At 67.2% G+C, this 18,038-nt stretch carries 18 protein-coding genes; 8 read left to right on the top strand and 10 right to left on the bottom strand.

All coding sequences use genetic code 11. The features are described from left to right. The first annotated feature begins 77 nt into the window (after window positions 1-77). Complete coding sequence (locus CEX88_RS03015) at window positions 78-704, top strand: TetR/AcrR family transcriptional regulator (RefSeq protein ID WP_094292364.1); 627 nt, start codon at window positions 78-80, stop codon at window positions 702-704. On the opposite strand, the gene CEX88_RS03010 is transcribed toward CEX88_RS03015, so the two are convergent. Then, window positions 659-1,546, bottom strand: coding sequence for an ArgK/MeaB family GTPase (locus CEX88_RS03010; protein ID WP_066843616.1), 888 nt, complete (start codon window positions 1,544-1,546; stop codon window positions 659-661). The two genes, CEX88_RS03015 and CEX88_RS03010, sit on opposite strands and share 46 nt — an antisense overlap. Window positions 1,547-1,593: 47 nt before the next feature. Further along, window positions 1,594-2,739: a thiolase family protein gene (locus tag CEX88_RS03005; RefSeq protein WP_094292363.1), complete on the bottom strand. Its 1,146-nt coding sequence runs from the start codon at window positions 2,737-2,739 to the stop codon at window positions 1,594-1,596. A 74-nt stretch (window positions 2,740-2,813) separates the two neighbouring features. On the opposite strand from CEX88_RS03005, the gene CEX88_RS03000 reads away from it, so the two are divergent. Beyond that, entirely contained in the window at window positions 2,814-3,578 is a 765-nt protein-coding gene (locus tag CEX88_RS03000; RefSeq protein WP_094292362.1) for an SDR family NAD(P)-dependent oxidoreductase, read from the top strand. Window positions 3,579-3,804: 226 nt separating this feature from the next. Here the strand turns inward: CEX88_RS03000 and CEX88_RS02995 are convergent, their stop codons facing one another. Genes CEX88_RS02995 through CEX88_RS02980 form a run of 4 tightly spaced genes read right to left on the bottom strand, consistent with a single transcriptional unit; the run spans window position 3,805 to window position 7,843 of the window. Next, the gene (locus tag CEX88_RS02995; RefSeq protein WP_066843610.1) at window positions 3,805-4,572 is read right to left on the bottom strand and encodes an enoyl-CoA hydratase/isomerase family protein; all 768 of its coding nucleotides are present in this window, start codon (window positions 4,570-4,572) and stop codon (window positions 3,805-3,807) included. 1 nt (window position 4,573) lies between these two features. Further along, complete coding sequence (locus CEX88_RS02990; RefSeq protein ID WP_094292361.1) at window positions 4,574-5,662, bottom strand: acyl-CoA dehydrogenase family protein; 1,089 nt, start codon at window positions 5,660-5,662, stop codon at window positions 4,574-4,576. Continuing rightward, window positions 5,649-6,461 (bottom strand): acyl-CoA dehydrogenase family protein, encoded by an 813-nt coding sequence (locus CEX88_RS02985; protein ID WP_094292360.1) that lies wholly within the window; start codon window positions 6,459-6,461, stop codon window positions 5,649-5,651. The genes CEX88_RS02990 and CEX88_RS02985 overlap by 14 nt, the downstream gene beginning before the upstream one ends. Continuing rightward, window positions 6,446-7,843 carry a class I adenylate-forming enzyme family protein gene (locus CEX88_RS02980; protein WP_094292359.1) on the bottom strand — a complete coding sequence of 466 codons (1,398 nt, stop codon included), beginning with the start codon at window positions 7,841-7,843 and terminating at the stop codon, window positions 6,446-6,448. The genes CEX88_RS02985 and CEX88_RS02980 overlap by 16 nt, the downstream gene beginning before the upstream one ends. Window positions 7,844-7,955: 112 nt before the next feature. Here CEX88_RS02980 and CEX88_RS02975 point away from each other — a divergent pair, with 112 nt between their 5' ends. Then, the gene (locus tag CEX88_RS02975) at window positions 7,956-8,258 is read left to right on the top strand and encodes a 2Fe-2S iron-sulfur cluster-binding protein (RefSeq protein ID WP_094292358.1); all 303 of its coding nucleotides are present in this window, start codon (window positions 7,956-7,958) and stop codon (window positions 8,256-8,258) included. Here CEX88_RS02975 and CEX88_RS02970 read toward each other — a convergent pair. Genes CEX88_RS02970 through CEX88_RS02955 form a run of 4 tightly spaced genes read right to left on the bottom strand, consistent with a single transcriptional unit; the run spans window position 8,246 to window position 12,281 of the window. Then, window positions 8,246-9,298, bottom strand: a complete 1,053-nt coding sequence (locus CEX88_RS02970) for a CaiB/BaiF CoA transferase family protein (protein WP_094292357.1) — start codon at window positions 9,296-9,298, stop codon at window positions 8,246-8,248. The two genes, CEX88_RS02975 and CEX88_RS02970, sit on opposite strands and share 13 nt — an antisense overlap. Next, window positions 9,295-10,251 (bottom strand): LLM class F420-dependent oxidoreductase, encoded by a 957-nt coding sequence (locus CEX88_RS02965; RefSeq protein WP_094292356.1) that lies wholly within the window; start codon window positions 10,249-10,251, stop codon window positions 9,295-9,297. The genes CEX88_RS02970 and CEX88_RS02965 overlap by 4 nt, the downstream gene beginning before the upstream one ends. A gap of 36 nt (window positions 10,252-10,287) precedes the next feature. Further along, window positions 10,288-10,704 carry a cobalamin B12-binding domain-containing protein gene (locus tag CEX88_RS02960; RefSeq protein WP_066843594.1) on the bottom strand — a complete coding sequence of 139 codons (417 nt, stop codon included), beginning with the start codon at window positions 10,702-10,704 and terminating at the stop codon, window positions 10,288-10,290. Further along, window positions 10,704-12,281: a methylmalonyl-CoA mutase family protein gene (locus CEX88_RS02955; RefSeq protein WP_068201104.1), complete on the bottom strand. Its 1,578-nt coding sequence runs from the start codon at window positions 12,279-12,281 to the stop codon at window positions 10,704-10,706. The genes CEX88_RS02960 and CEX88_RS02955 overlap by 1 nt, the downstream gene beginning before the upstream one ends. Before the next feature lie 209 nt (window positions 12,282-12,490). On the opposite strand from CEX88_RS02955, the gene CEX88_RS02950 reads away from it, so the two are divergent. Genes CEX88_RS02950 through CEX88_RS02930 form a run of 5 tightly spaced genes read left to right on the top strand, consistent with a single transcriptional unit; the run spans window position 12,491 to window position 17,974 of the window. After that, the gene (locus CEX88_RS02950) at window positions 12,491-13,354 is read left to right on the top strand and encodes an SDR family oxidoreductase (RefSeq protein ID WP_068201106.1); all 864 of its coding nucleotides are present in this window, start codon (window positions 12,491-12,493) and stop codon (window positions 13,352-13,354) included. Next, window positions 13,351-14,850, top strand: coding sequence for a class I adenylate-forming enzyme family protein (locus tag CEX88_RS02945; RefSeq protein WP_094292355.1), 1,500 nt, complete (start codon window positions 13,351-13,353; stop codon window positions 14,848-14,850). Before CEX88_RS02950 ends, CEX88_RS02945 begins: the two co-directional genes overlap by 4 nt. Window positions 14,851-14,863: 13 nt before the next feature. After that, complete coding sequence (locus CEX88_RS02940) at window positions 14,864-15,166, top strand: hypothetical protein (RefSeq protein WP_066843583.1); 303 nt, start codon at window positions 14,864-14,866, stop codon at window positions 15,164-15,166. A 13-nt stretch (window positions 15,167-15,179) separates the two neighbouring features. Further along, on the top strand, window positions 15,180-16,646 hold the full coding sequence (locus tag CEX88_RS02935; RefSeq protein WP_094292354.1) for an adenylate/guanylate cyclase domain-containing protein: 1,467 nt from the start codon (window positions 15,180-15,182) through the stop codon (window positions 16,644-16,646). Between the two features lie 29 nt (window positions 16,647-16,675). Beyond that, a complete protein-coding gene (locus CEX88_RS02930; protein WP_094292353.1) occupies window positions 16,676-17,974 on the top strand; it encodes an MFS transporter in 1,299 nt (432 codons plus the stop codon). Window positions 17,975-18,038: the final 64 nt, after the last annotated feature.

The raw sequence follows: 18,038 nt of genomic DNA, 5'->3' as shown, positions 1-18,038 counted from the left end.
TAGTTGGTTGCCGATCGGCTACTCGAACGGTAGCCGATCGGCAACCAAGCGGTCAATGCTGGGCTACCCTCGACGACATGGCCGTGGCAGAGCAGAAATTCAGTGCGATCACCCGCACCGCTGCGCAGACCAGGGTCTTGGACGCCGCGGTGGCCTTGATCGCCGAACACGGGGTCAGCGGCACCTCGCTGCAGATGATCGCCGATGAAATCGGGGTGACCAAGGCGGCGGTGTATCGCCAGTTCAAGACGAAGGAAGAGATCGTCATCGCGATCACCGAACGCGAGATGGGCTATCTTGAGGACGCGCTCGAAGCTGCCGAGTCGGCCGACCACGGGCTCAAGTCACGCGAGATCCTGCTCGACCGGATGATCGACCAGGCCGTCGAACGACGCGGAGTCGTCAGCGTGCTGCAGTTCGATCCGGTGATCATCCGGCTTCAGGCCGAACATGAGCCGTTCCAACGGTTCATCGAGCGTCTGTATGCCGCGCTGCTGGGCACCCAGGCCGGACCGGAGGCCCGGCTGCACGCGGCGGTGCTGTCGAGTGCGATCAGCGTGGCGGTGATGCATCCGCTGGTTTCCGATCTCGACGCCGAAATGCTTCGCGCTCAGTTGATTCGGATGTCCCGCCGGTTGCTCGACCTACCGGAGCAGGCTCAGGGCCGCTCCCGGTCGACGAAGAGGCGCTCGGCGGCGGTGTAGGGGTCGTCGGTGCCGTCGGCGACGGCCGCGGCCAGCCGGTCCAGTTCCGGATGCGTGCGCAGCAGCGTCTGCGCCAGCGACAAGATCTGCGTCCTGGCGCGCGCGGCGCGCCGTTCCGGGCTGTCGGAGCGGTGATGCGCCTCGATCGCGTCGACGAGTTCAGGAAGACCGTCGCCTTGTGCGGCAATCAGTTTCAGGACGGGGGCGCTGCTCTCGGCGCGAAGGTCGCGCACGGTCTGGTCGGCCCCCTCGCGATCGGCCTTGTTCACCACCACGATGTCGGCGACTTCGAGCAGGCCGGCCTTGGCCGCTTGCACGGCGTCACCGGCGCCGGGATTGAGGATGACGACGGTGGGATCGGCGACCGCGGCGATCTCGATCTCGGACTGTCCGACCCCGACGGTCTCCAGCACCACCAGCCCGTAGGACAGCGCCGCGAGAACGCGGATGGCTGCGGGCACCGCGGCGGCCAGCCCACCGAGATGCCCACGGGCGGCGACGGATCGGATCAGCACATCGGGATCGTTGATGTGGGCGGCCATGCGGATCCGGTCGCCGAGCAGCGCTCCCCCGCTGTATGGCGACGACGGGTCGACCGCGAGCACCGCGACGCGCACGCCTCGTTCACGGTACGCGCCGACGAGCGCACCCACCGTCGTCGATTTCCCCGCACCCGGCGGCCCGGTCACTCCCACCACTCGCGGCACCTCGACGGGCCCGAGCGCGTCGAGAAGCTCGCTGCGCCGGGGGCTTTCGACAATGCTGAGCAATCGGCCGGTCGCGCGGGCCGATCCGTTGCGTGCCGCCTCGATGAGCTCCGCAATATCGTCTGAGCTGGTCATCGTCTGGCAGTCTACGGAGCGCCTGCTTGATGCCGCCGCCGGGCGGCTCAGGCCACCTCGATGACCGTTGCCGATCCCATGCCGCCGCCCGCGCACATCGCGGCGACCCCGATCCCCCCGCCGCGCCTGCGCAATTCGTGGACGAGCGTGACGAGCATCCGCGCGCCGGTGGCTGCCACGGGGTGGCCGAGCGAGCAACCGCTTCCGCTGACGTTGACGCGGTCGGGGTTGATGTCGAGCAGTTTGACGGTGGCCACGCACATCGCCGCGAACGCCTCGTTGATCTCGAACAGATCGACGTCGGCGAGCGAAATACCCGCACGCTTGAGCGCTTTCGGGATCGCCTCGACGGGCGCCAGTCCGGTGAAAGCAGGATCGACGCCGACCGATGCCCACGCCTTGACGGTGCCCAACGAGGGCAGCCCGAGCCGGTCGCTGGCCAACGTCAGCACGGCGGCGCCGTCGTTGGCGCCGCAGGCGTTGCCTGCGGTGATGGAGAAGCCCTCGATCTCAGGATGCAGCGGCTTGAGCGCGGCCAGCTTCTCGATGCTGGTGTCGCGACGCGGATGCTCGTCGGTGTCGAACTGTCCGTGGGGCGTCTCGATCGGAACGATCTCGTCCTTGAAGCGGCCCTCGTCGATCGCCTGGATCGCCTTGCGGTGCGAGCCGAGCGCCCACTCGTCCATCTCTTCGCGGCTGACGCCCGCGCGCACGGCAGCGTTCCAGCCGACGGTGATCGACATGTCCATGTTCGGCGCGTCGGCGCGGTCAGGGTGCGTCGGGGGAAACCAGTCGAGCATCGCGGCGTCTTTCGCGCTGCTGGCGCGGCGGGTGAAGCGCGGCGTGGTGGAGGCGGAGTTCACCCCACCGGCGATCACCACCTGGTCCATGCCGGCGCGGATGCTGGCGGCGGCGCTTTGGACCGCGGCCTGGCCCGCGGCGCAATGCCGGTTGTTCGACAGCCCGGGCACCGAGGTCAGGCCCGCGGTGATTGCGGCGTGGCGGGCGATCACACCGCCGCCGTAGAGCCCCTCGCCGAGGATGACGTCGTCGATCGGCAGCCCGTTCACCTCGCCGGCTGCCGCACCGACCACGTGCTCGGCCAGCTCGTAGGCGTCGGTGTCTCGCAACGTGCCCTTCATCGCGGTGCCGATGGGGGTGCGCAGGGCAGAAACGATCACGGCTTCAGGCATGTGTATCTCCGTCTCGACGTATGAGAATGTTATTCTCTCAAGCCGAGAGTGCCAGTTGCAAGAAGGGGAACCGTATGCAGATCGCGGGTAGCTCGGCAATCGTGGTTGGTGGCGCCGGCGGTCTCGGCGAGGCGACGGTGCGGCGTCTGCACGGCGCGGGCGCCAAGGTCGTGGTCGCGGACATGGCCGACGACAAGGGCAAGAAGCTCGAGAGCGAACTCGGCGTGCGCTATGTCCGCACCGACGCGACGTCCGAGGAGTCCGTCAACGCGGCGATCGCCGAGGCCGCGGCGCTGGCCCCCCTGCGGATCTCGGTGGACACCCACGGCGGCCCGGCCAGCGGTGGCCGGCTGATCGGCAAGGACGGCTCCCCGCTGGCCCTCGACGGCTTCAAGACGACGATCGAGTTCTATCTGACCGCGGTCTTCAACGTGATGCGGCTCGCGGCCGCCGAGATCGCAAAGTCAGAACCGCTCGACGAGGGCGCCCGCGGCGTGATCGTCAACACCGCGTCGATCGCCGGATACGAGGGTCAGATCGGTCAACTGCCGTATGCCGCGGCCAAGGGCGGCGTGATCGGCATGACGCTGAATGCGGCCCGCGATCTTTCACCGCTCGGTATCCGCGTGGTCACCATCGCGCCGGGCACCATCAACACCCCCGCGTACGGGCAGGCCGCCGACCAGCTCGAGCAGTACTGGGGTCCGCAGGTGCCGTTCCCCAAGCGGATGGGCCGGTCGACGGAATACGCGCAACTGGCGCAGAACATCATCGAGAACGACTATCTCAACGGCGAAATCATCCGCCTCGACGGAGCACTGCGCTTCCCCCCCAAGTAGTTTCTTCTTTTACTCCGTGTTCCGCGAGCGTGCGTGTCTGCACACGACACGCCGCGGCTTTACAGCAGTTTGCGCACCGTCGCGCCAGCGTGACGGTGCGCGTTTGCACATGACGAACCGTGCCGCGCGCTTTGAGGCCGCTTTGTGCGCACGCTCGCCATGCCTTGAGCGTGCCCAAAATGCCGACAAAGAGCGGCGTGTCGTGTGCAGACACGCACGCTCGCGCCTATTTCTTCTTGGCGTTCAGGCGGGTGACGATCTCGCGGAAGTCGTCGGTCTTGAACGACTGCTCCTCCGCGGTGTTGGCGTAGTCGAGCACGGCCAGCACCGACCGCTCGAGGTGAATGTTCAACAGCCGCTTGGTGCTTTCGACCGCCTGGCGCGGCAGTTCCATGATCTTCTTCGCACAGGCGATCGCCTCGCTCAGCGGGTCTTCGACGACGTGATTGGCCAGGCCCAGTTCGGCGGCGCGCTGCGCCGAGATCCGCGCGCCGGTCAGCGCGTACTCCTTGGCGTGCAGCAGGCTCATCTCCAGCGGCCACACCAGCGGTCCACCGTCGGCGGCGACCAACCCGACCTGGACGTGTGGATCGGCGAGGTAGGCATCGTCTTTGATGTAGACGATGTCGGACAACGCCACCAGGCTGCAGCCCAGCCCCATCGCGGGACCGTTGACGGCCGCCACCACCGGAATCCGGCAGCGCGCCATGCCCAGCACGATCTCGCGCCCGTGCAGGATCGTCTTGGCGCGCAGGTCCGCGTCCTGACGCAGCTCCTCGAGATAACCGAAGTCGCCGCCGGCCGAAAATGCCCTTCCCGCACCGGTGATCACCGCCGCGCGAGCCTCCCGGTCCTCGGCCAGCCGCGGCCACAGCCAGGCGAGTCCGCTGTGCAGGTCGTCGTTGACCGAATTCAGGGAGTCCGGCCGGTTCAGGGTGATGATGCGCAACGGGCCGTCGGCCTGAACGTCGATCTCCGGTGGTAGGTCGTACAACTTAGACTCCTAATCCGAGAATGCGCGAAGCGATGATGTTCTTCTGAATCTGGGAGGTACCGCCCATCACGCTCTGCGCGCGGCTGTACATGTAAGCCCCGAACAACTCGGGATCATCGGTGCCGACGGTGGCCAGCGCGGCGTGCCCGACCGACTGCTCGGTCCAGGTCATCAGCAGCTTGTCCAGCGAGCCCTGCGGCCCGTGCGTCAGCCCGTCGAGCTGTTCGGACAGCCGCCTGCGCACGTGCAGCCGCAGCATCTCGGTCTGCACCCACGCCCACGCCAGCTCGTCGGGAGCCGGACCTTCCACGCGGGCGGCCAACTGCCGCACCAGCTTTCCATAGCGGGCCGAGAACCCCAGCGTCGACGGCTCGCGCTCGTGGCTGACGACGGTCATAGCCAACTTCCAGCCCTCACCGGGCGCACCGACCATGTTCTCCGCCGGCACCCGGGCCCCATCGAACAGCACCTGGCCGAACTCCTTGGTGACGCCGCTGATCATCTTCAACGGCCGCTGTTCTATCCCCGGCTGGTGCATCGACACGATGAACGCCGAAATGCCCTTGTGCTTGGGCACATCTTTCTCGGTGCGGGCCAGCAGCAGACACCAGTCGGCCACGTCGGAATAGCTGGTCCAGATCTTGTGGCCGTGGACGACGTACTCGTCGCCCTCGCGAGTCGCGGTCGTCGTCAGCGATGCCAGATCGGAACCCGCACCCGGCTCGGAGAAGCCCTGGCACCACCGCTCCGTGCCGTTGATCATGCCGGGCAGGAAGCGCTGGCGAAGCTCCTCGCTGCCGTGGTGCGACATTCCGACCACCAGATAGCCGAGGCTCGGCCGCGCCGGCGCCCCCGCCTTGGCGATCTCCTCGTCGACGATCACGTCGTAGACCGGCGGGAGATCTTGTCCGCCATACTCTTTCGGCCACGACGTGCCGAAGAAGCCGGCTTCGTAGAGTGCCTGGTGCCAGGCGCCTTGGGCGGCCCAGTACTCGTCGCCCGACGTCGGGTACTTGCCCTTCTGTTCGGTCAGCCAGCCGCGTAGCCGCTCGCGGAACGCGGCTTCCTCCGGTGAGTCACGAAAGTCCAATGGACAGCTCCTCCAACTTCACGGGCCACGTCTCGGTGGCGGCCAGCACCCGGCGCAGGTAGACGTGGGCCAGGCACTCCCAGGTGTTACCGATGCCGCCGTGCACCTGTATCGAGGTCTCGCAGACGGTCAAAGCCGAGCGCGCACAGTAGATCTTGGCAACCCGCGCCGCCTCGATCGCTTCGGTGAGCGGCAATTCGTCGACCGCCCACGCGGCGTGCCGCAGCACGCTGACCGAGCCCTCGATCAGCGCGAGGCTCTCGGCCAGGAGATGACCGACCGCCTGATAGGAGCCGATCGTCGCACCGTACTGTTCGCGCACCTTGGCGTATTCGACGGCCAAAGCCTGCGCTCCTCTGGCCGCGCCGACCAGGTCGGCGCACGTCACCGTCAACGCCAGCGCGCGCCACCGGCCTGCGTCCTCCTCGGACAGACCGTCGAGCTCGGCGGGCGACTCAACCACGCCGTCAAGGCTTTTCGTCAGGTCCACCGACTCCGCCGCCTCCGCGCCAACCGGCTCACGACCGCTGCGCATCTTGAGGTCGTCGGCGAGCACGGGCCCGATGAAGGGCACGTCGACAAGCTTTCGGGCGAACTCCTCGGCCACGATCGCGACTTCGACCCCCGATGCGCCGTCCGAGCGAAGCGTGCGAAATCCCGTGGCGTCCACGGCCTTCTCCAGCCTGGCGACCCGATTCGCATCGTCGAGGTCGGCCACCGATCCGGGACCGAGGTCGTCGGCCAGGCTCGCGGCGGCGGCCCTCAACTGTTGTTGTTCACTGGTCAGACGGACGTCCACAGACGCTCCTTCAGCACTCGACGCAAGACCTTGCCCGACGGCAGGCGCGGGACCTCGGGCACGACGAAGACCCGGCTGGGTCGCTTGTACGACGCCAACCGCTCCCCGACCCACGACACCAGATCATCTTCCAACACTGATGTATTCGTCTTCACGGCGGCGATGATCGCTTCGCCGTTGACGGTGTCGGGCACACCGAACACCGCGCAGTCCTCGACGGCGGCGTGCCCGTGCAGAATCGCCTCCACCTCCGCGGGTGCGACCTGAAAGCCACGCACCTTGATCATTTCCTTCGACCGGTCGGTGATGCGCAACCGTCCGTCGTCGTCGAGGAAACCCACGTCACCCGTGCGATACCAGCCGTCGTGGAATGCTCCCGCGGTCGCAGACTCGGGAAGGTAACCCGCCATCACCGAATCCGATTGCACCTCGATCTCGCCGGCCTCACCGCCCCCGAGGACCGCACCGGTGTCCAGTGACACCACCCGCACGCGCACGCCCGGTACGGGCCGGCCCACGGTGTCCAGGTGTTTGCCGTCGATGTCGTTGCACGAGATCACCGGCAACTCGCTTGCGCCGTATGCGGTCACCCACTTCACCCCGGTCCTGGCGGTGACGGCTTCGGCGACGCTGGCCGTGACAGGGGTCGCGCACCACATGATGTAACGCAGTGACGAAAGGTCGTAGGACTCCAGATCGGGATGTGCAGCAAGCGCCAAAGCGATTGGGGCGACCGCCATCTCGATGGTGATCCGGTCGCTCTCGATATGTCGCAGCATGAGCGCGATGTCGAAGCGCCGATGCAGTCGGATCCACGTGCCGGTCTCGAGCGCCATGACGATGTTGAGCAGGCCCAGAATGTGCGACGGCGGCGTCATGATCTGCATGCGGTCCGACGCAGACAGCTGCAGCGCGTCGCGCCAGTGCCGCACCGCGACATCGAACGCCGCATGGGTATGACGTACCGCCTTCGGCATGCCGGTGGTGCCCGAGCTGAACACGAACAGCGCGTCGCTCTGCGGATCGGGCGGGTGGAACTCGCGCCGCCCCGGCTCGATCGGGTCGTCGAGCGAGAGCATCGGCATGAGTTCGGCGAGCACCGGGTGATCGCCGACCGCGTGCGTCGGTCGGGTCAGTGCGAGGGCGTGCTCGATCTCCGCGCGCCGCCACGCCGGGCTGAGCAGTACTGCCGAGGCGCCCAGCTGCCAGACGGCGCGCAGCGCGACGACGAACTCCGGGCGATTGGACGACATGAGCGCCACTCGGTCTCCGGCGTGCACACCGCGCCGCTCCAGGGTGGCCGCCATGCCTGCGGCCAGCGCATCCAGCTGCGACAGCGTGTATTCACGCTGCTCGAAGGCGAGCGCGATCGCCTCACTCACACTCTGTCCTCACTAGTGTCAACCGAGCCGGATTTCGCTCTGAGAATAGCGTATCATTTAACGAGAATGATATTCTCGCCCAGTTAGAACCGATATGCCAGGAGAGCTATAGATGACGGCGGATCCGATGCCTGACCAGCCAGGACAGGTGACGATCGTCCTCGACCGCAAGAAGGTATCGGTGTCGCGCGTCGCCAACGAGACGCTGCTGGAAAGCGCCAGGCGAGCCGGATTGTCGCCGCGCTTCTCGTGTGAAGCCGGCAACTGCGGCACCTGCATGGGCAAGCTGACCGAGGGCCGCGCGACGATGCGCATCAACGACGCCCTCGACGAGGACGAGGTCGAAGAGGGATACATCCTGACCTGCCAAGCGATCCCGGAAACCGACACGATCAGCGTGACCTATGACGACTGAGCCGCGATATCGCCGTGTTCGTCGACGCGGGGTGCCGGCCGGTATTCGGGGTCATAGCCGACGATCTGAATCGGGCTGCGCACCAACCGGAAATCCCCCGCGGTGACGACCACCTCGGGCGTCTGCTCCAACGCTTCGGGCAGTGTGCGCACCGCGGCGACGGGAATTCCCAGCGGACGCAACCGCGACTCCCAACTCGCGGCGGTGTCGGTGGCCAACGCCGCGGCCACCACCGCCAGCACCTCGTCGCGCTGGGCTGCCCGTTCGGCCATGGTCGGAAAACCCTCGATACCCGCTTCGGCCGAGAACGCCCGCCAGAACCCGTCATGGGTGATGAACAGCGCCAGATAACCGTCCGCCGTCGCGAACAGTTGCGCCGGAACGTAATACGAGTGCGCCCCGAACGGATAGCGCAACGGCTCCGCACCGTCGTTGAGGTACGCCGACGCGCGGTAGTTCAACTGGGAGAACATCACATCCCGCAGCGACACGTCGACCTGACCACCACGGCCCGAAACGATCTGCGCCAGCAGACCCAGCGCCGCGGCCAGCCCGGTCGAGTTGTCTGCCGACGAGTACCCCGGCAAGGTCGGCGGTTCGTCCGGATGGCCGGTCATCGCCGCGACGCCGGTCGCCGCCTGAATGACGTAGTCGAACGCCGGATCGTCGCCGCCCTCCAGTCCGAAGCCCGTCATCGCCACACAGACGATGCGTTCGTTGAACCGCTTGAGCGAGTCGTACGTCAGGCCGAGCTTCTTGATCGCCGACGGTTTCATATTCACCAGCAGCGCATGGGACTCCGCGACGAGTTCGCCCAGTCGCTGCCGCCCGGCGTCCGACCGCAGGTCAAGCACGACGCTCTTCTTGTTGCGGTTGAGACTGGCGAAGTAGCTGTCGCCGACCTGCCGCGAGATCTCGCCACCCGGCGGCTCGACCTTGATGACCTCGGCGCCCAGGTCCGCCAACAGCATGGTGGCGTACGGCCCGGCCAGCATGACGCCGACCTCGATGATGCGGATACCGGCCAGCGGGCCGTTCACCGCACAGCCTTGGCCAGTTCGCCGATCACCTCGCGCGTCCTGTACTTCGACGCGATGAGTTCGTCGCGGTTCTCGCCGATCGGCAGCAGCCGCACCGACAGGTCGGTGACTCCCGCATCGGCGAACCGCTTGAACCGCGCCAGGATGGCTTCCTCGTCACCGGCCGCACACAAGTCACCCACGTCACGCGCGTCGCCACGGTCCAACAGTCGCTGGTAGTTCGGCGACGTCTCGGCCTCGGCGAGAATACGGTTCGCCCGCGCTTTGGCCGTCTCGATCTCCGAATTCGCGCACAGGCACACCGGAATTCCCGCGACGATGCGCGGAGAGGGCCTGCCCGCCTCGGCGGCAGCCTTGTTGATCTTGGGCGCGATGTGCTCGCCGATCGCCTTCTCATCGGCCATCCACAGCACGGTGCCGTCGGCGCGCTCCCCGGCGATCTGCAGCATCACCGGGCCCAACGCCGCCACCAGCACCGGCAGCGGGCGCTCCGCGCCGAGGACGGTGGGGTTGTGCACCGTGAAGGTGTCGTTCTCGACGTCGACGTCTCCGGGGCCTGCGAGCGCGGTGTTGAGCACCTCGAGGTAATCGCGGGTGTAGGCGGCGGGCTTCTCATAGGGAATCCCGAGCATGTCGCGCACGATCCAGTGGTGTGACGGTCCCACGCCGAGCGCGAGGCGCCCGCCCGCCATCGCATGCACCGACAGGGCCTGACGCGCAAGTGCGATCGGGTGCTGCGCCTGCAGCGGAACCACCGCGGTACCCAGCTCGATCTTCGAGGTGTGGGCGGCCATCAGCGCCACCATGGTCAGACAGTCGAAGTCGTTGGGCACCTGCGGCATCCACGCGGTGTCCATTCCCGCCGATTCGGCCCACTCGATATCGGAGACCAGCTTGTTCACCTTGCGCGCCATATCGCCGCGTTCGGCCCCGATCATCACGCCAAGGCGCATGTCAGTTCGTCCTCCGGAAATTCAGTGCCGAACAGGTCACTGGTGGCTCATCGTCAGCTTGCGCACCTCGTCGACCAGGGTGTCGAGCGAGGTCCCCGTCGGGAACACCGCAGCCGCGCCCGCGGACAGGAGCTTGGGCACGTCGCCCTGCGGGATGGTGCCGCCGACGACGACCGCGATGTCGCCGGCGTCGGCCGCGCGCAGGGCCTCCACCGTGCGCGTGGTCAGCGCCACGTGCGCACCGGAGAGGATCGAAAGTCCCACCAGCGCAACGTCTTCCTGCAAAGCGATCGACACGATGTCTTCGATGCGCTGACGGATTCCGGTGTAGATCACCTCGAAACCCGCATCGCGCAGCGTCCGTGCGACGATCTTGGCGCCGCGGTCGTGTCCGTCCAGCCCGGGTTTGGCGACCAGAACCCGCACCGGGCCGGCCGTCGAAGAGTCTGCCATCAGAACACCACCGGCTGCTGGAACTCGCCCCACACCGACTTGAGCGTCGAAACCATCTCTCCCACAGTGCAGTAGGCGTTGGCGCAGTCGACCAGCTTGTGCATCAGGTTGTCGTCGCCTTCCGCCGAACGCGCCAGCGCCGCCAACGCCTCCTTGACCGCGGTGGCGTCGCGCTCGGCCTTGACTTTCGCCAGCCGCTTGAGTTGCAGGTCGCGGCCCTCGGCGTCGAGTTCGTAGGTCGCGATCTCGGGCGGCGGCTCATCGGAGACGAACTTGTTGACCCCCACCACCGGTCGCGTACCGGACTCGATCTCCTGGTGGATCTTGAACGCCTCGTCGGCGATCAGCCCCTGCAGGTAGCCGTCCTCGATCGCACGGACCATGCCGCCGTGGGTCTCGAGATCGTGCATGATCTCGATGATCTTCTCCTCCGTCGCGTCGGTGAGCGCCTCGACGAAGTACGACCCGCCGAGCGGATCGGCGACCTTGGTCACGCCGGTCTCATACGCGAGGATCTGCTGCGTACGCAATGCCAGCGTGGCCGACTCCTCACTGGGCAGGGCGAACGGTTCGTCCCACGCCGCGGTGAACATCGACTGCACGCCACCCAGTACCGCGGCCATCGCCTCATACGCGACGCGAACGAGGTTGTTCTGGGCCTGCGGTGCGAACAGCGATGCGCCGCCGGCCACACAACCGAACCGGAACATCGACGCCTTGTCCGACGACGCCCCGTAGCGCTCGCGCACGATCGTCGCCCAGCGCCGCCGGCCGGCGCGGTACTTGGCGATCTCCTCGAAGAAGTCCCCGTGGGTGTAGAAGAAGAACGAGATCTGCGGCGCGAACTGGTCGATGGTCATGCGCCCGCGCTCGACGACGGTGTCGCAGTACGTGACGCCGTCGGCGAGGGTGAACGCCATCTCCTGCACCGCGTTGGCGCCCGCGTCGCGGAAGTGCGCCCCGGCCACCGAGATCGCGTTGAACTTGGGCACCTCGGCCGCGCAGAACTCGATGGTGTCGGCGATCAGGCGTAGCGACGGCTCGGGCGGCCAGATCCAGGTCCCGCGCGACGCGTACTCCTTGAGGATGTCGTTCTGGATGGTGCCGGTGAGCTTGGCCCGCGGCACCCCCTTCTTCTCCGCGGCGGCGACGTAGAACGCCAGCAGGATGGCCGCCGTGCCGTTGATCGTGAAGCTGGTGCTGATCTTGTCCAGCGGAATGCCGTCGAAGAGGATCTCCGCGTCGGCGAGGGTGTCGACCGCGACACCGACGCGGCCCACCTCCTCGCCGTATTCGGGGTCGTCGGAGTCGTAGCCGCACTGCGTGGGCAGATCCAGCGCCACCGACAGCCCGGTGCCGCCCTGGTCCAGCAGGTAGCGGTAGCGCCGATTGGACTCCTCAGGCGTACCGAACCCCGAGTACTGGCGAAACGTCCACGTCTTGCCGCGGTAGCCCGTCGCGAAGTTTCCGCGCGTGAATGGATAGGTGCCGGGCGGAGGCGGCTCCGTCACCCTGTCCGCTGGCCCATAGACCGGCTCGAGCGGGAGCCCCGACGGGGTCTGTACTGGCTCGCTCATCACGGATAACGTACTTGCAAAAAATGAGAATGCCAATACCGCGCGCCGGAAACGTGCACCGAGGACAGGGCGTGACCCGGCGGTAAAAGGTGCCGAAGGCGCGGTACACAGCGAATATGGCACTTGCGTAAAATGAGAACGCTAATACCGGCCACGTCCGGTGTCGGCTAGCATCGTGGGGCGACGCTGGTCGCAGACAAAGGAGGTCCATGTCCGCCTTCACTGACCGCACACTCGTCGTCTCCGGCGGCAGTCGCGGCATCGGTCTCGCGATCGGCCTCGCCGCGGCCAGGCGCGGGGCCAACGTCGTGCTGCTGGCCAAGACCGCCGAACCGCATCCGAAGCTGCCGGGCACCGTGCACACCGCAGTCGCCGAGGTGGAGGCCGCCGGCGGCAAGGGCGTGGCGGTGGTCGGCGACGTCCGCAAAGAAGAGGATGTGCAGCGCGCGGTCGACGCGGCCGTCGAGCATTTCGGCGGCGTGGACGTCGTGGTCAACAACGCCAGCGCCATCGCCACCGAACCCACCGAGCAATTGGCCGCCAAGAAGTTCGACCTGATGATGGACATCAACGTCCGCGGCACGTTCCTGCTCACCAAGGCAGCGCTGCCGTATCTGCGCAAGTCGGCGGCGCGCGCCGAAGGAGCCGAGCAGCCGGGAGCGCATGTGATCACGCTGGCGCCGCCGCTGAACATGAACCCGCACTGGCTGGGCGCCCACCCCTCCTACACCCTGTCGAAGTACGGAATGACCCTGCTCTCGCTGGGATGGGCTGAAGAGTTCCGCCAGGAACGGGGTGGGGCCGGCATCGGGTTCAGCTGCCTGTGGCCCGAGACTTACATCGCGACCTCCGCGGTCGCCAATGCTCCCGGCTTCCAAGAAATGCTGGAGCGGTCGCGCGACCCTCAGATCATGGGCGACGCGGCCGCGCTGATCCTGTCCCGACCCGCGGCCGATGTGAACGGCAAATGCTTCATCGACTCCGAACTACTCGCTGAATCCGGCGTGACGGACCTGTCGCGCTACGGCGGTGGGGACGACCCCATCCTTGATATCTTCGTCGACAAGTCATGAGCATCTCACTGCTGCTCGAGATGGCCTCGAGCAATCCGGACCGCACCGCCGTGGTGTCGGGCGAATTGCGGCTGACCACAGGTGAGTTGAGCGCCCTGGCCGACGGCGGGGCCGGCGTCATCGCGGCGTCCGGCGCGTCGCACGTCGCGTACGTCGGCATGGGCGGGGCGATGCTGCCCCTGCTGCTGTTCTCGTCCGCGCGCGCCGCGGTGCCGGTGACGCCGCTGAACTACCGGCTGTCCGCCGACGGGCTTCGTGAGCTCATCGATCGCCTCCCCCAGCCCCTCGTCGTCGCCGACGCCGAATACCGCGAGATGGTGGCCGGCGCGGGCAAGCAGGTGATCGGGTCCGACGAGTTCCTCGACGCCGCGCGTACCGCCGCGCCGGCCGCGGAGTTCCCCGACCCCGAGGACGTGGGGGTCGTGCTGTTCACGTCGGGAACCACGTCGCGGCCGAAAGCCGTTGAGCTGACGCACAGCAACCTCACCAGCTATATCACCGGCACGGTGGAGTTCGACTCCGCCGAAGCCGGCGACGCCGCGTTGATCTGTGTTCCGCCGTACCACATCGCCGGTGTCAGCGCGGCGCTGTCCAACCTGTACGCCGGCCGAAAGATGGTGTACCTGCCGCAGTTCGACGCCCACGAATGGATCCGGTTGGTGCGCGATGAGGGCGTGACGTCGGCGACGGTCGTGCCGACGATGCTGGACCGCATCGTGGCTGCCCTGGAGTCGGACAACGTGTCGCTGCCGACCCTGCGCAGCCTGGCCTACGGCGGCTCGAAGGTGCCGCTTCCATTGGTGCGCAAGGCGCTTTCGCTGCTGCCGGACGTCGGCTTCGTCAACGCCTACGGCTTGACCGAGACCAGCTCGACCATCGCCGTGCTCGGGCCCGATGACCACCGCGAGGCGCTCGCCTCATCCGTCGAGTCCGTGCTGCGCAGGCTGGGCTCGGTCGGCCAGCCGGTGCCGGGGATCGAGGTTCAGATCCGCGACGCCGACGGCGAAGTGCTCGGCCCCGGGCAGACCGGGGAACTCTTCGTCCGCGGCGACCAGGTGTCCGGCCGCTACACCGAGATCGGATCGGTGCTCGACGCCGACGGGTGGTTCCCGACCAAGGACATCGCGATGCTCGACGAGGACGGCTACCTGTTCATCGGTGGGCGCTCCGACGACACGATCATCCGCGGTGGCGAGAACATCGCACCGGCCGAGATCGAGGACGTCCTGGTCGAGCATCCGGCGGTGCGCGATTGTGCCGTGGTGGGGCCCGAGGACCCGCAGTGGGGACAGATCATCGTCGCGGTCGTGGTCCCGGCCGACACTCCGGACGGCCCGGCCACCCCGGACGCCGACGAACTGCGTGAGCATGTGCGCCGCCAGTTGCGTGGATCGCGAACGCCCGACCGCGTCGTGTTCCGCGACGAGTTGCCGACCAACGCGACCGGCAAGGTGCTGCGCCGAGAACTGATCGCCGAGTTGACAGCCACCAAATAGCAAGGAGCCCAGCATGATCAAGAACGGCACGCGACTGCAGAGCCAGGTGTGTGACACCCAGGTCATCGTCGTGCGCAGCTCGGACAGCCTCGACGACCTGCGTGCGGGCGGCGTTCCGATGGTGCCCCTGGACGCCGAGAAGTCCGCCGACGCCCAGATGGACCCGGAACTGTCCGGCGGCAACGCGATGGGTAAGCGCTACGTCGACGAGAACGGCGCCGAGGTCCTGGTGACCAAAGCCGGGACCGGAACACTGAGCGTGGGCACCACGCCGCTGTCTCTCAAGGAAGCCAAGCCGCTACCTGCGAGCGACTGATACCTTCCACTGGGTGAGGCCACGCCGCCTGCTCACCCGGTACGTGGCCGGCCTTGCGTCTGCCTACCTACTGACGGCGATCGAGGTCATCGTGATCGTCGGGCTGCTGGCCGGGCGCAGCGTGGTCACCCTCGGCAATGCGATCACCGCGGCAGCGCTGCTCACTGTCGGTACCGCCACGGTCGGCTTCAGCGCCGCCTACATCTTGCGCCCGGCGCTGCGGTATCTGCGCGAGGGGCGCCCTCCCACCGCCGACGAACGGCACTCGACGCTGAGGATGATGCGTCGCCAGGCCGCGGCCACGGTGGCACCGTGGATCCTCACCGCCGCGGTCCTGGTACCGCTGAACCTCAACGCCGGATCCGAGGCGCTGGCGGTGATCGGATCGGCGATGCTCTTCGGAACGATCGCCACGGTGTGCACCGGTTTCCTGTTCACGCTGCGGACGTTACGACCCGTATTGGCCAGCGTGGCACCGGATTCCAGCACATCGCGGTTGACAGCTCCCGGCGTTCGGGCACGGCTGCTGCTGATGTGGACCGTGTGCACCGCGCTTCCGGGTGTGGCGATCGCCGTGCTGTTGGTGATGCGGAACAACGGATGGCTGATCGAAGAGACGGCCCCGATCGAGTTGGCGCTGATCGTGCTCGCGTTGGTGGCGGTCGTGCTCGGTCTGCGCTCGCTGATCCTGACCTCGATGTCGATTTCGGACCCCGTTCAAGAAGTCGTCGCCGCGATGGGAGAGGTCCAGCGCGGCCATATCGAGCGATCCGTCGAGGTCTATGAGTGGTCCGAGATCGGCCGCCTCCAACGCGGTTTCAACAGCATGGTGGCCGGGCTGCGCGAGCGTGACAGGCTGCGCGACCTGTTCGGCCGCCACGTCGGCGAGGACGTGGTCCGGCGAGCCGTCGAGGAGAACGAATCGCTGTCAGGCGACGAACGCGACGTCGCGGTCCTGTTCATCGATCTGGTCGGGTCGACCCGGTTGGCGGTCACCCACGAGCCGGCCGAGGTCGCCAAACTGCTCAACGAGTTCTTCCGCGTCGTCGTCGCGGCCGTGGACCAGCGGCACGGCTTGATCAACAAGTTCCAAGGCGACGCGGCGCTGGCCGTGTTCGGCGCTCCCCTGCGCGTCGATGATCCGGCGGCGGCGGCGCTGACGACCGCACGCGTGCTGGTCACCGACCTGCAGCGCCTGCAGCTCGACTTCGGGATCGGAGTGTCGGCCGGCCCGGTGTTCGCAGGCAACATCGGCGCCGAGAACCGGTACGAATACACCGTCGTCGGGGACGCGGTCAACGAAGCGGCACGGCTGGCCGACCGCGCCAAGGAGTTTCCCGCGCGAGCGCTGTGCTCGGGCCGCGCGCTCGAGCGCGCCGGCGGACCGGAACGACGGTGCTGGGAGGCGCACGGGTCGGAAACGCTGCGCGGTCGATCCGCGCCCACCGACCTGTGGACACCCATCGCCGACCCTGGTTAAAGAGGTGGACCGGTGGGGAATACAGCGGCATGGCTGTGCGCACCGCGGAACCCCGAGCCGTTCGCAAAGCGGTTACCGGCGCGTCGATCGGCAACGCCGTGGAGTGGTTCGACTTCGCCATCTACGGGTTGTTGGCGACCTATATCGCCGAGAAGTTCTTCCCCCCGGGTGACGAGACCGCCGCGCTGCTGAGTACTTTCGCCGTCTTCGCCGCCGCGTTCTTCATGCGGCCGTTGGGCGGCTTCTTCTTCGGTCCACTCGGCGACCGGATCGGCCGCCAACGCGTTCTCGCGCTGGTCATTCTGTTGATGTCGGCCTCGACTCTGGTCATCGGCCTGGTCCCGAGCTACGAGTCGATCGGCGTGGCGGCACCGCTGATCTTGCTGTTTCTGCGGTGTTTGCAGGGCTTCTCGGCGGGCGGCGAGTACGGCAGCGGGGCCTGCTTCCTCGCCGAGTACGCCACCGACAGACACCGCGGCTTCATCGTGTCGTTCCTGGTGTGGTCGGTGGTCGTCGGTTTCCTCCTGGGGGCGCTGACGGTCACCGGTCTCGAAACCGTCCTGTCCGAATCGGCGATGGATTCCTACGGTTGGCGGATCCCCTTCCTGATCGCCGGTGCGCTCGGCGTCGTCGGCCTCTACATCCGGCTGCAGTTGAGCGACACGCCGGAGTTCGAAAACCTGCGCGAGAAGGGCGAGGTAGCCACGTCGCCCCTGCGCGAGGCGCTGCGCACCTCGTGGCGCCCCATCCTGCAGATCGCCGGCCTGGTCGTCATTCACAACGTCGGCTTTTACATCGTGTTCACCTACCTGCCAACGTATTTCACCGAGACTCTCGAGTTCACCAAGGTCGACGCCTTCGTCTCGATCGCCGTCGCGAGCATCGTGGCGATCATCTTGATCCCGCCGCTCGGCGCGCTGTCCGACCGGATCGGACGCAAGCCGCTGCTGTACTCGGGCGCAATCGGTTTCGCCGTCTTCGCGTATCCGCTGTTCCTGCTGTTGAATTCGGGCTCGCTGGCCGCTGCCGTCGCCGCCCACGCCGCCCTGGCAGCGCTGGAGTCGGTGTTTGTGTCCGCATCTCTGGCCGCCGGCGCCGAGTTGTTCGCCACCAGAGTCCGCTCCAGCGGCTACTCCATCGGATACAACATGTCGGTGGCCGTCTTCGGCGGTACCGCGCCGTACGTGGCGACATGGCTCGTCGACCGCACGGGCAACCAGATCGCCCCGGCTTACTACGTGATCGCCGCGGCCGTGATCAGTATTGCGACACTTTTGACGATGCGGGAAACCGCGCGGCAGCCGTTGCGGGCAACGGTGCACACATAACGCACACAAGTGGGGCGATTTCGGCGTATTTGGTCGCGCTCATCGCAACCGGGTGCACCGAATC

The organism is Mycobacterium neumannii (genome assembly GCF_002245615.1).
GTDB lineage: Bacteria > Actinomycetota > Actinomycetes > Mycobacteriales > Mycobacteriaceae > Mycobacterium > Mycobacterium neumannii_A.
The sequence above is the reverse complement of the archived record's forward strand: the minus strand, read 5'-3'. Positions and strand labels throughout refer to the sequence as shown.

What these genes read in the sequence shown, in the direction of transcription:
- CEX88_RS03015 (WP_094292364.1), top strand. Translation starts at nt 78, where the DNA reads ATGGCCGTGGCAGAGCAGAAATTCAGTGCGATCACCCGCACCGCTGCG.
- CEX88_RS03010 (WP_066843616.1), bottom strand. Translation starts at nt 1,546, where the DNA reads ATGACCAGCTCAGACGATATTGCGGAGCTCATCGAGGCGGCACGCAAC.
- CEX88_RS03005 (WP_094292363.1), bottom strand. Translation starts at nt 2,739, where the DNA reads ATGCCTGAAGCCGTGATCGTTTCTGCCCTGCGCACCCCCATCGGCACC.
- CEX88_RS03000 (WP_094292362.1), top strand. Translation starts at nt 2,814, where the DNA reads ATGCAGATCGCGGGTAGCTCGGCAATCGTGGTTGGTGGCGCCGGCGGT.
- CEX88_RS02975 (WP_094292358.1), top strand. Translation starts at nt 7,956, where the DNA reads ATGACGGCGGATCCGATGCCTGACCAGCCAGGACAGGTGACGATCGTC.
- CEX88_RS02965 (WP_094292356.1), bottom strand. Translation starts at nt 10,251, where the DNA reads ATGCGCCTTGGCGTGATGATCGGGGCCGAACGCGGCGATATGGCGCGC.
- CEX88_RS02960 (WP_066843594.1), bottom strand. Translation starts at nt 10,704, where the DNA reads ATGGCAGACTCTTCGACGGCCGGCCCGGTGCGGGTTCTGGTCGCCAAA.
- CEX88_RS02955 (WP_068201104.1), bottom strand. Translation starts at nt 12,281, where the DNA reads ATGAGCGAGCCAGTACAGACCCCGTCGGGGCTCCCGCTCGAGCCGGTC.
- CEX88_RS02950 (WP_068201106.1), top strand. Translation starts at nt 12,491, where the DNA reads ATGTCCGCCTTCACTGACCGCACACTCGTCGTCTCCGGCGGCAGTCGC.
- CEX88_RS02945 (WP_094292355.1), top strand. Translation starts at nt 13,351, where the DNA reads ATGAGCATCTCACTGCTGCTCGAGATGGCCTCGAGCAATCCGGACCGC.
- CEX88_RS02940 (WP_066843583.1), top strand. Translation starts at nt 14,864, where the DNA reads ATGATCAAGAACGGCACGCGACTGCAGAGCCAGGTGTGTGACACCCAG.
- CEX88_RS02930 (WP_094292353.1), top strand. Translation starts at nt 16,676, where the DNA reads ATGGCTGTGCGCACCGCGGAACCCCGAGCCGTTCGCAAAGCGGTTACC.